The organism is Adlercreutzia muris, from assembly GCF_041223505.1.
Classification (GTDB): Bacteria; Actinomycetota; Coriobacteriia; order Coriobacteriales; family Eggerthellaceae; genus Adlercreutzia; species Adlercreutzia muris.
The window spans coordinates 115,519-127,806 of record NZ_JBCLQK010000009.1; the positions used below are offsets into that span (position 1 = coordinate 115,519).

The window sequence follows — 12,288 nt, forward strand, 5'->3', positions numbered from 1 at the left end:
GCAACGACTATTTAACCATCTCCTTCGGGGCTTGTCAACGACTTTTTCGAACTTTTTTGAAAGGCCACCGTTCGCCGTGGGAGCGGGGTGGGGGTTGCAGCTGGGCGCGGGTGCGTCTTGCTCGCACGGTACAATACACTGATACACTGCGGCCGCATCGCCGGCCCCGCTGGGAGAGGAGAGCCCCATGGCCATGGAAATCGACGAAGCTGTTATCCGCGTGGACAACTGCGCCGATATCGACGGCGCCGAGCCCATCGAGATCAGCGAGGACGAGGCGCGTCGCGTGCGCCTGTACGAGAACTTCTACCAGGTGAACACCATCGACCCCGAGCATTATCAGACCTACGACGTGAAGCGCGGTCTGCGCAACGCCGATGGGACCGGCGTGCTGGCGGGCATGACCAACGTGTCCAACGTGCACGGTTATGTAGTGTCCGACGGCGAGAAGATGCCGGCCGAGGGAAGCCTGCGCCTGCGCGGCTACGATATCTATGATTTGCTGGGCGATTTGAATCCCGAGCGCCGCTTCGCCTACGAGGAGGTGGCCTACCTGCTGCTCATGGGCGAGCTGCCCACCCGCGAGCGTCTGGCCCGCTTCGTGGAGGTGATCGATTCCCAGCGCGAGCTGCCCGACGGCTTCACGGCCAGCACCCTTATGGTGGACACCTCTCCCGACATCATGAACATGATGTCCCGCTCCATCCTGCGCCTGTACGCGGCCGACGAGTGCGCTGAGAACCGCTCGCCGGAGCATGAGATTCACACGGCGCTGTCGCTCATCAGCCGCCTGCCGCGCATCATGGTGCTCGCCTACTACGCCAAGCGCGCGGCCTTCCACCACGACTCCATGATCATGCACCGCTTCGTGCCCGGGCAGTCCACCGCCGAGACGATCCTCTCCATGCTGCGCCCCGACCGCGCCTTCACGCCGGAAGAGGCCCGCATGCTCGACATTATGCTGAGCCTGCACGCCGAGCACGGCGGCGGCAACAACTCCACCTTCACCACGCGCGTGCTGTCTTCATCCGACACCGATCCGTACTCCACCTACGCGGCGGCGTTCGGGTCGCTCAAGGGCCATCGCCATGGCGGTGCGAACCACCAGGTGCGGGCCATGCAGGCCGAGATCAAGGAAAACGTGAAGAACTGGGAAGACGACGACGAGGTGGCCGCCTATCTGGCGAAGATCGTGAACAAGCAGGCCTACGACAAGACGGGCCTGGTGTACGGCATGGGGCATGCGGTCTACACGCTGTCCGACCCGCGCGCCATTATCGGGAAGCGCTTTGCCGAGCAATTGGCCGCCGGCACCGAGTACGAGGCCGAGCTGAACCTGCTCAAGTCCATCGAGCGCCTCACGCCCGAGGTGTTCGCCCGCGAGAAGGGATCGAGCAAGGCCCTATGTGCGAATGTGGATATGTACTCCGGTTTCATCTACTCCATGATGGGCATCCCCGAGGACCTGTTCACGCCCCTGTTCGCCTGCGCCCGCATGGCCGGCTGGGCCGCTCACCGCTTCGAGGAGATCGCCGCCGGCAAGCGCATCATCCGCCCCGCCTACAAGAACACCGTCCGCGGCACCAAGCCCTACGTGCCCATCGAGAGACGGTAGGTGAGGAGGCCCAGGCTCCCGGCCAGCGTCGCATTTCTCAAGCAAAGCGCCCGCCCGAAGCGACAAACGTTTCAGGCGGGCGTTTTTGTTAGTCGTTGCCCTGATGTCGATATCCTGGCTAACGGGGACGTCGTTCAAGATAAATACCGCTGATCATAGAAGAAAAAGACGACTGAGTGTACCGAAATCACCCCACATAACGCAATACAACTCCGTTGTGTCTGGCTACTACTGAAATAATGACTGACTTGCATGGAAAAGCTTTTATACTGTGAAGTACCAGGTGCAAGAGGAAACAAAAAAAGAGCCCCGCAGGGCTCTTGAGTGAGTCAAATTGCCGCCTACGCGGCGCCCGAAGGCATTTAAGACTAGGTCTTTATTTTGACTCGCAGTGACATCTTGACTGGTATCAAGACGCTTTTACTTTAGCACAGGGGCTTGAGAAAGGGAAGATATGAACCTGCGAAATGCGGATGAGTACAATATCGGGCTCGACATAGGGACTGGCTCCGTCGGGTGGTCTGTGACCGACGACGAAGGTAACCTGCTCCACTTCAAAGGTCAACCTACATGGGGTAGTCGTATTTTCCCAAATGCCGAGCCCGCTTCTGAGGCGCGCACACATCGCGGCCAGCGTCGTCGCTATGCCCGCCGTCGTTGGCGTCTGGATCTCCTGGAATCGATATTCCAGCGAGAAATTTCCGAAGTTGACCCCGATTTTCTTACGCGGTTGCGCCAAACGCATTTACTCAAGGAGGATAGAGATCCGCAATTCGCTGATTATGCTGGAATGATTTTCCCCCAAGCTGAATTTTCCGAGAAGGATTATTTCAAGAAGTTCCCGACTGTCTACCACCTTCGTCAATGGCTGATGAAGACTGACGAGAAGGCTGACATTCGCCTCGTCTATCTTGCCCTGCATAATATCGTGAAGCATCGCGGTAATTTCTTGCAGCAAGAAAACGAGGGGCTTACCTCGCATTTGAGTGTCAAAAATTCAGTTGATCGTTTTTGCTACGAACTGCAGGGCTACTGCGATGCCCTCGATGTTCCTTGCGATGCTCAGAATGCAGTTGATGATGTGGTTGCGATATTGGGGGACACGGCGTCGTCGAAATCTAGCTTACAAGAAAAGATTTTGGGCAAGCTGGGTATTGGAGAGGCCGGGCTGCTTGATAAGCAAGCGGCGAAGAAAATATCCAAGGCGTTGGCTGCGGCGATCGTGGGCCTTAAGGCCGATATGGCCCATATCTTCTTTGCGGGTGAGGAGGCTCCTGAAGGCGTTGCAACGGGTATTTATCTATCGAATGATGAGCAGGTTGAAGCTTTTGAGATGGTGCTGCCTGACGAGGGGAAGGCGCTATTCGAGGCAATGAGGGCGGTGTATTCCTCGTATGTGCTGCAGGAAATCCTGAGTAGTAAGCCTGATGAGGGCATCTCGGCCAACAAAGTAGAAGACTACAATCGATATGGCGAGGATTTGCGCTTACTGAAGTCCCTCGTCAAGCAATATGTTCCCGAGAAATACGACGAGTTTTTCCGAGGAGCATTTTGTGCTCCCACGCCTCTTCATCCCCAGAGGCATGTTTACGACAAATACGGGAAGGATCAGATTAAGGGCTATACACGCTACAACGAGATTCGAAAGACGAAATACGAGGACTTCAAGAAGGAGGTTGAGGCGCTTTTCAAGGGAACCGCGGCAACAGATGATTCTCGGTATCTTGTCATGATGGAACGGTTCGGCTCGGAAAGGTTTCTCAGCAGGCTTAAAACGAGCGATAACGGCGCCATTCCCTTTCAGCTTCATCGAGAGGAAATGCGGGCCATAATCGACAATCAAGCGAAGTTCTACCCCTTCTTGAAGCGAGAACGGACGAAGTTGGAGTCGCTCGTTTCGTTCCGCATCCCTTATTACGTGGGCCCTCTTACAAAGAAAAATGCGCGAAAGACCGCAGACGGTAAGCTTCGGTTCGCCTGGGTCGAGCGGCAGGAAGGGAAGGAGGATGAGCGAATCTACCCCTGGAATTGGGAGGAGATTGTCGACAAAGACCGTAGTGCAACGGCCTTCATCCAGCGAATGACAAGTACTTGCACGTACCTACATGGCGAGCCAGTTCTGCCCAAATGCTCATTGGTCTATGAAGAGTACTGCGTGCTGAACGAGTTGAATGGGGCAAAGTTAACGCAGGATGGAGATCGAGAGCATCGGCTCGATTACAAAGATCGTACTGAAGCAGTCGAGCAGCTTTTTAGGCGCGGTCGTGTGACCTACAAAAAGATGGAGGAATGGCTCCGCAAGCGTGGTGTAAGCAATCCCCATGTATTTGGCGGTCAGGGGGAGACGGGCTTCGAGTCAAAGATGGGCTCGTACATCTTTTTTGCGAAAGACATCTTTAACGTTGGTGAGATTCCCGAGTCTGATTACCCCATGATTGAAGAGATAATTCTCTGGAGCACCCTCTTTGAGGATAGGAGCATTTTCCGCGAAAAACTCAAGCGGAATTACGGCGACCGTCTTACCGATGAACAGATCAAGAAGATCGTGCGCAAACGTTTTGCCGGATGGGGAAAGCTTTCGAAAAAATTGTTGTGTGAAGTGAAGGCGGAGACGGACTGCGGGCCACGTTCGATAATGGATGTGCTTCGTGAGGGAAATCCCAACAGTGATAATCCATCGCGTGCCATGGTTCTCATGGAGATCCTTCATGATGATAATTTGGGATTTGAGAAGCTCATCGATGCCCGGAACAGAGAGCATATGTCCGATGTGGGAATGTCGCTTGAGGAGCTTCCTGGTTCGCCGGCTTTGCGCAGGAGCGTGAACCAAGCATTAAGTATCGTAGATGAAATTGCGGGTATTGCAGGACATGCTCCGGCGAACATTTTTATTGAGGTTACTCGCGACGAAGACCTTCGGAAAAAGGGTTTGCGTACGAAGCGTCGCTACGATGATTTGAAAGAAAAACTTGCAGCACTTAAGCAGGAGGCGCCTGAATGGTGGAGCTCAAATGTGAGTCGAGAGCTGGTGGATTGTGCTAAAGCTAGTGCGGATCTCAGCGAGAAGCTGACGCTGTACTTTATGCAGGGCGGCAAATCTCTGTACTCGGGAAGGCCTCTCGAGATTGAGCGTCTTTCCGAATATCAAGTGGATCATATTATTCCGCGGACGTATATCAAAGACGATAGCTTTGAGAATAAGGCGCTGGTGCTTTCGTCTGAGAACCAAAGCAAGTCCGACCAGCTTTTGCTGAGCGATGAGGTGCGTAGGAAAATGAGGTCCTATTGGGGTGCGTTGCATGACGCGAAGCTCATCGGCGATAAAAAGTATCGTAACTTGCTTCGAGATAGCATTTCGGAGCAGCAAATGAAGGGGTTCATTGCGCGGCAGCTTGTAGAGACGTCTCAGATACTGAAAGTAGTGCAGGACCTTTTAAGGGAAACGTATCCAGACACTCGTGTGATGCCAGTAAAGGCTACCCTATCTTCGGAATTGCGTCATGAAATCGGGCTCGTGAAGTGTCGCGAGGCAAATGATTTCCATCATGCGCAGGATGCGTTGCTTGCCTCTGAAATAGGTCGATTCATCCTGAAGCGCCATGCTGCTATGCATGAGAACCCTATCGGATATACGCATGTGGTGCGCAATTTTGTGAGAGCTGAGAGCAGCCACGCGAAACGCGGAAAGATGCCAGGGTCGGCCTCGTTCGTGGTGGCGAGTTTTATGAAATCGGGATTTGACGAGGAGACGGGGGAGCTGTTCCGAGACGATTGGTCTGCTGAGCGTGAGATCGGTCGGCTGAAGCGGTATTTCAACTATCGGCAGTGTTTCATTTCGCGTATGCCAGAGGAAACGAGCGGCGCTTTCTGGGATGCAACGGTCTATTCGCCTCGTGCCGCCGGCAAGAACATGACGCTGCCCTTGAAGAAGGGGCTTGATGCGGAAAAATACGGCAGCTATTCGGGCGAGCAATTCGCGTACTTTTTTATCTATAAAGCGGAGAAGAAAGGGAAGGATGTTCTTGAGTTTGCACCTGTGCCGGTGAGCGTTGCATCAGCGATTGGGCGGAATCAAGAGGCATTGGTTGAGTTTGCGAAAGAGCTTGCGGTGGCCAGCGATCTTGAATTTGTTGAGTTGGTTCGAACGAAGATCTATAAATACCAGCTTGTGGAATTCGACGATTCGAGGATGTACTTGACAGGCCTAAAAGCAGTCAAGAACGCTACGCAATTTGCCTTCAGCTTGGAGGAGGTCAAAGGACTCAAGGAAATATACGAGAACGATGGTCTCAGCGCTGAGAATATACTTGGAAAGATTTTTTATACTATCGTGAAGTCTTTAAAACGATACTCGCCAAAACTGACGGGGCTTTTAGGTGTGTCAGAATGGGCGAATATTTTCCCCGGTATTTCTTGCGACGATAAGGCCAATTTAATCAAGGGGCTGATTGCCATTGGCAATGGGAAAACGGATAGATTCGATTTGCGAAGTGTGGGCAAAGGTAAGTGCGCGGGAAATATGCAGCCCACTTTTAGCTCGATCTTGACTAAGGGCGGTGGTATCACTTTCATCGATCAATCGGTGACGGGCATGTTTGAAAGGCGGACTCATATTGGCCTTTAGGACAGTTTACATAGAAAGTTCATGCAAGCTCTCCTACAAAAGCGGATACCTTGTCGTCCGGAAGGAAGATGATACGGCGAAAGTGCATTTGTCGGAGATATCAACCATTGTTCTGCAAACTATGCAGGTGTATATCAGCGCCTATCTCATGGCGGAGCTTGCGAAGAACAAGATATCGCTGCTAGTGAGTGATTCTCAGTGCAATCCCGTGGGACAGTATTTGCCGCTTTACGGTGCCCATAATACCAGCAAGCGTATAGCGGAGCAGCTCGAGTGGGGCGAGCCTATCAAGAAACGCGTTTGGCAGCGGGTAGTTCGCGACAAAATTCGCGAGCAAGCACGATTTTTGAAGGAGCGAGATTACGAGAGGGAAGCCCAGCAGTTAAGTCAGATCGTTCCCGAGGTGCGTTCTGGTGACACGACCAACCGCGAAGCTCAAGCTGCGCGGCTGTACTTTGCAGCGCTTTTTGGATCGAGTTTTAGCAGGGAGAGCGATATCCCCATCAACGCCGCCTTGAATTATGGATATGCGGTCCTCCTGTCGCTCGTTAATCGCGAGATAACGGCGCGAGGCTGCATAACTCAAGTGGGAATATGTCATCGGAATGAATACAATCAATTCAATTTGACCTGCGACCTGATGGAACCTTTTCGCCCAGCTGTTGACCGGCTTGTGGTGGATTATCTGGCAGTCGACTTTGATGTCGATATGAGACGAGTGCTGGGAGGTTTGGCAAATACTCATGTGGCCTATAAAGAAGGATCCTATCGTCTGGGGTCGGTTGTTTCTCGATATGTGCAGCAATGTTTGAATGCATTAAACAAGCGAGCGGCCGTAGAGGAGATTGAAGAATTCCGGCTTCTATGAGTGGCGAGGGGCAAAATACGAGGAATAGGTTTATGAGGCTCATGGTCTTCTTCGATCTCCCGGTCGAGACTGCAATGCAGAGAAAGGAATACCGCCTGTTTCGAAAGTTTCTTATTAAGGACGGCTATCTCATGTTGCAAGAGTCGGTCTACGCCAAGCTTGTCGTCAACGATGGCGCGGCAGGGGCAGCAGTTGTGCGACTGAGAAAACATCGACCGCCGGAGGGGTTGGTGCAGGTTCTCAAGGTAACCGAGAAGCAATTCGCTACTATGGATTACATCGTAGGAAATCGCGATGCGTACGATGAGGTTGACACGATGGAGGAGTTCGTTGTCCTATGATGATATCGTTCTCCGGCTTTGAACGCTCTATCGACATGCGTGACTCTCGTGTGTTGGCGCTGCATATAGCGAATCAGACGCTTTTCGCGCGTGTAGTCGCAGCGTTGTTATCTGGCCAAGGCGAGCAAGCGTCTGAGCCGTACACCCTCTGGGGAGATGATGGGCAGCAGTTGCGAGCCGGCAATGTGTTTCTTCCCATAGCAAATCCGTTCGACCTTCCTTGGAAGCATAAGTGTTTACTAGGAGCACTTTACTCTCGCTTTGAAGAAGCTCTGCTCATCGATGAAGACTTGCGATTGAGAATGCAAGAGTTGCACTTGGGGATGAGGTCCTGCGTCAATCAGATTGGTTTTCAATTCAATGCGGAGTACGACTTTGGCGTAGAATGGGAGCTGCGTCATTATCTGAAGGCCTTCGACTATGGAGTTGGCTCTCGAGAGACCAGTTCGCTCCTTGACAACCTTATACAGTTTATCGACTTAGCTGCTGATGTTGCTTGTGATATGGTTCTTTTGTTCGTGAATCTTAAAACTTTTTTTGGAGAAAACGACCTGTTAGAACTCTACGGACGGATGATTTTTCACGGAATTAGGGCTATTCTGATCGAGAATCAGAATGCTCCTTTCTATAATGATCTTGAGAGAAAAGTCATTGTTGACCAGCACTTTATCGAGTATGAAGCAACAAATTGGTCAGAAAGTACGCCTCTCCCGCAAAAGAGGATTTGCTTCAACGGTTTTGGAGCAGTGACATTCTGACTGGTGATCAAACGGCGACGAGGAGAAGCTAGTGAACCGGCAGGTTTTGGAGCAGTGACATTCTGACTGGTGATCAAACACTCATTTCGCGCCCGCTTCTGCCTTGCCGTTTTGGAGCAGTGACATTCTGACTGGTGATCAAACTGCGTGGCGTACAGCTCTTCCGGGCCAAGGTTTTGGAGCAGTGACATTCTGACTGGTGATCAAACGGGAAGCGCGAGACCCTGCGCCGCCTCTACGTTTTGGAGCAGTGACATTCTGACTGGTGATCAAACGTGCGGGCATAGGTGTACCCGACACGGTTCGTTTTGGAGCAGTGACATTCTGACTGGTGATCAAACTGGCGTATTCGAGATCGTCTTCCCTACTAGTTTTGGAGCAGTGACATTCTGACTGGTGATCAAACAACGCCGTAGTTGAATTCCGTCATTTCCATGTTTTGGAGCAGTGACATTCTGACTGGTGATCAAACTTTGTACAAGCTCAAGATGTTTTGAGCGTTGTTTTGGAGCAGTGACATTCTGACTGGTGATCAAACAGCATCGAGGGCGCCGTCGAGTACGCGTGGTTTTGGAGCAGTGACATTCTGACTGGTGATCAAACAAGGTATACGAGATGCGCTACGGGGCGCTCGTTTTGGAGCAGTGACATTCTGACTGGTGATCAAACCCCGCCTGCTTCTGGTCGCTGCACGAGTCGGTTTTGGAGCAGTGACATTCTGACTGGTGATCAAACTAGAGCACCTCGCCGTCCTCGTAGGCTCCCGTTTTGGAGCAGTGACATTCTGACTGGTGATCAAACCAGCTTGCCGAGCTCGAGGAGGTCGCAGCCGTTTTGGAGCAGTGACATTCTGACTGGTGATCAAACTGCTCATGTTCGCGACCAAGGGCGCGCCTGTTTTGGAGCAGTGACATTCTGACTGGTGATCAAACATAATTGCAGAAGCATGCACCAAAGGCTCCGTTTTGGAGCAGTGACATTCTGACTGGTGATCAAACAGGACGGGGGCCTCTGATGGGCGTTCAGGCGTTTTGGAGCAGTGACATTCTGACTGGTGATCAAACCCCGGCATCCCCTCCCTTGACGAGCTCTCGGTTTTGGAGCAGTGACATTCTGACTGGTGATCAAACTTTTCGATGACATTGCGGACGTGTTCCCCGGTTTTGGAGCAGTGACATTCTGACTGGTGATCAAACCGGGCCTTCAGTGCTTCCTCCGTGTCATCCGTTTTGGAGCAGTGACATTCTGACTGGTGATCAAACGGCTGTCAGGCGATCATGTGCGATGAGCGTGTTTTGGAGCAGTGACATTCTGACTGGTGATCAAACACAACGAATCTGCAAAGAACGCAGCCGAAGTTTTGGAGCAGTGACATTCTGACTGGTGATCAAACGGATCCGCCGTCGATGTCGATGAAAGCGCCGTTTTGGAGCAGTGACATTCTGACTGGTGATCAAACTCGGTGATGCCGTTTGCGTTGATCTTGATAGTTTTGGAGCAGTGACATTCTGACTGGTGATCAAACAACTTGGGGAGGCTTTGCAACAGCTAGGTAGTTTTGGAGCAGTGACATTCTGACTGGTGATCAAACTGCGTTACTCCTCAGCGGACTAGGAGGTCAGTTTTGGAGCAGTGACATTCTGACTGGTGATCAAACCGTCCCCGGCATCTTCGCCCAGTTGTTGCGGTTTTGGAGCAGTGACATTCTGACTGGTGATCAAACTTCTCACACCGGAGAGTATATTCCATGCGAGTTTTGGAGCAGTGACATTCTGACTGGTGATCAAACTGATCGCCCGCTTCCGGCCCCCAGTACTGCGTTTTGGAGCAATGACATTCTGACTGGTAATCAAACTGCCTCGGCGTGTCGGAATCCCGCCTCGCCGTTTTGGAGCAGTGACATTCTGACTGGTAATCAAACCCGCATCGGCTACGACCAGGGCCAGCGCACGTTTTGGAGCAGTGACATTCTGACTGGTGATCAAGCCGCCGTTGCGGACTTGAAGAGGTACTCTTTCATGGCCTTCCCCTTTCATCGGGTGTATACTTGTCGGAAACCAAGGGACGCGGAACCGAACCGCGCCCCTCGGGATCTCAAGTCCGCTCGCTCGGTTCTCCATCGGGGGCGGGCTTTTTTCGCGCCCTAACGGACGCGCAAGCCCACTTGATGGCATCCCAAGCGGCTGCGGACACGAGGCCCGCCAGCACTGACAGGAGCGTTCCCATCATCGGTTTCACCTCCTTCCTAGGTGGAGGGGTGCGCTGGGCCAGCCGCCCCGGTGCGGGGCGGTCTGGCGGCCTTCGGTATCTGGCCGTGGCGTATTTCACGGGGGACGGTTGGACGGGCCGGTTTTGCCGCAGTGACATTCTGACTGGCGATCAGACGCGCTCGCGGGCCTTGCCGTCCCGGCGGCTGCGCAGCGTCGCCGTCACTGTCTTGCTGGTCTTAGACAGCCTCGCCGCCAGGACGCCCGACTTGTAGCCAGCGTTCCAGCAGCAGATCATGTCGGGTCTGAGCTTGCGGGCCTCTATAGCCTCGTGGTGGCCGATTCCCTGGAGCCATACCGTCTTGCTTAGGTCTTCCTCTTTCGTCGATCTCCCTTACTTGAAAGCCCCCACGCTCGCCTTCGGAGCGGGTCTCGGAGATGCTGCTCTTTAGGCCTCGTGCTCTTTCGCGGTTATCATCTCTGGTCTCCTTCGGCTCGTTTCGTGGTATGATGGCGGGGATGCGGGGCCGCGTCCGCTGCTAACTTCAGCGGCCCCAGTCGCTATCTGGCGCGTCTCCTGTGGCGCGCCCTTTTGATCTTCCGGCACTGTCTCAGTTTTTGGAGCAGTGGTATTCTGACTGGTACTCAAGCGGTCTCTCGGTATCGCCGGCGAACTCACCGAGGCGTTCCGACGCGGCTACCACGTCGATGCAGTCCGCTGCCTTCGGCACGACCTCGGCCCTCGCGGCGTCGCGCTCGGCCTCGACCTGTTGCATCATGCGCTGGTGCTTGTGGACGCTCATGGTGCTTCCCGCAGCCGAGGCCCGCGCGCCGGCCTCGGCTGCGGGCGCTGGGTCCGTCGTCGCGGCGCCGCCTGCGCGGTGGGCTCGGTGTCCGCTGGAACCTGCTGCCGCGCGAGCTCCGTGGCTGCGGTCTCTGTCTGTGCGCGTTCCGTCGCCTCTTCCGACCTTTTCCGGGATTTGTTCGCTGCGCTTCTCTGCGCGCTTCGGCGCCCGATCGCTGCTCGGGCAGGCAAATCGGGGTCGTTCGTTGCCGCTGCCCCTCGCGATAGTTGGGAGTATCGGAGAGGCATCGCCAGGTGGGTTTCCGGGCGTGAAAAATCCCCACCGAAGCGGGGCTGTGTGTGATTGGTTTTAGCCAGCTGAAGACTTAACGCTTCGTCTTTAGGGCGGAGTTACGCCTCCTCAGCTCTTCCCTTTCAAGCTCGGAGAGGGAGGGGTCGTTGACCAGGCTCATGGAAGAGCTCTCCCAGATCTCGATTACCTCCTCGCGACCCATGCCCGTCGTGTCCATCGTTTCCTTCAAGTCTTCCTCGAGCATCTTCAGTTTCTCTTCGTCCATGTGCCCTGTCCTTTCTCCTTGCGATTTTACCCCCATCCGACCGATACCTGTCTTGGAGCAGTGGCATTCTGGCTAGTGCTCAAACTCGCATGTTCTCGCCGCGCGGGCTCGGTCGAGGTGCATCATCCCGGGGACATCTTCCGCGACGGCCGTGGCGCTGGCGGAGCGGTCGACTGCTTGCGCGTTGCCCCGTCCTCCGCCTTGTCAATGACTTCTGAGCGCCGTATAATGCCGTTCAACGGGAGACCTGCTTCCCCACTCGGCAATTGGAGCCGCGTCTGGGATGCCAGCTCTTCCGATTTTCTTTATTCACGTAGATCAGCTCCCCTCCTCTACGGTAGGTCGCGAGAAGTTGCCGGCGTTCCTCTTGCCGCAGATACTTGCCAGATGGTTGGTATCTACTGTCTCCACCTCGTACCCGATTTTCTCGTTAGGCTGATTATTGCGGCGTTTTCAGTCCGTGATTCCGCGAGCCATCGGTGCGCTTGTCCGCTATCGGTCGGTGTGCGCCGA

The 12,288-nt window shown here is 54.0% G+C and carries 7 protein-coding genes, 1 pseudogene and 1 CRISPR repeat array; of the genes and pseudogenes, 5 read left to right on the forward strand and 3 right to left on the reverse strand.

Annotated elements, in window-relative coordinates; genetic code table 11:
* Positions 1–187: 187 nt before the first annotated feature.
* The 5 genes and pseudogenes from AAK988_RS09270 to csn2 all read left to right on the forward strand — a co-directional run.
* Positions 188–1,615, forward strand: coding sequence for a citrate/2-methylcitrate synthase (locus AAK988_RS09270; RefSeq protein WP_369880652.1), 1,428 nt, complete (start codon positions 188–190; stop codon positions 1,613–1,615).
* A gap of 454 nt (positions 1,616–2,069) precedes the next feature.
* On the forward strand, positions 2,070–6,239 hold the full coding sequence (cas9, locus tag AAK988_RS09275) for a type II CRISPR RNA-guided endonuclease Cas9 (protein WP_369873632.1): 4,170 nt from the start codon (positions 2,070–2,072) through the stop codon (positions 6,237–6,239).
* Positions 6,229–7,107, forward strand: coding sequence for a type II CRISPR-associated endonuclease Cas1 (cas1, locus tag AAK988_RS09280; RefSeq protein ID WP_369873633.1), 879 nt, complete (start codon positions 6,229–6,231; stop codon positions 7,105–7,107). The genes cas9 and cas1 overlap by 11 nt, the downstream gene beginning before the upstream one ends.
* Before the next feature lie 32 nt (positions 7,108–7,139).
* Positions 7,140–7,448, forward strand: coding sequence for a CRISPR-associated endonuclease Cas2 (cas2, locus tag AAK988_RS09285; RefSeq protein ID WP_304596279.1), 309 nt, complete (start codon positions 7,140–7,142; stop codon positions 7,446–7,448).
* Positions 7,448–8,110, forward strand: a pseudogene (csn2, locus tag AAK988_RS09290) (type II-A CRISPR-associated protein Csn2); the annotation flags it as partial. The gene cas2 and the pseudogene csn2, both read left to right, overlap by 1 nt.
* A 73-nt stretch (positions 8,111–8,183) precedes the next feature.
* A CRISPR array of direct repeats spans positions 8,184–10,193; the repeat unit is 36 nt; unit sequence GTTTTGGAGCAGTGACATTCTGACTGGTGATCAAAC.
* 392 nt (positions 10,194–10,585) lie between these two features.
* Here csn2 and AAK988_RS09295 read toward each other — a convergent pair.
* The 3 genes from AAK988_RS09295 to AAK988_RS09305 form a co-directional block, all read right to left on the reverse strand.
* Complete coding sequence (locus tag AAK988_RS09295) at positions 10,586–10,711, reverse strand: hypothetical protein (RefSeq protein WP_369880653.1); 126 nt, start codon at positions 10,709–10,711, stop codon at positions 10,586–10,588.
* Between the two features lie 313 nt (positions 10,712–11,024).
* Positions 11,025–11,216, reverse strand: a complete 192-nt coding sequence (locus AAK988_RS09300) for a hypothetical protein (protein WP_304598198.1) — start codon at positions 11,214–11,216, stop codon at positions 11,025–11,027.
* 367 nt (positions 11,217–11,583) lie between these two features.
* Positions 11,584–11,775, reverse strand: coding sequence for a hypothetical protein (locus AAK988_RS09305; protein WP_304598199.1), 192 nt, complete (start codon positions 11,773–11,775; stop codon positions 11,584–11,586).
* Positions 11,776–12,288: the final 513 nt, after the last annotated feature.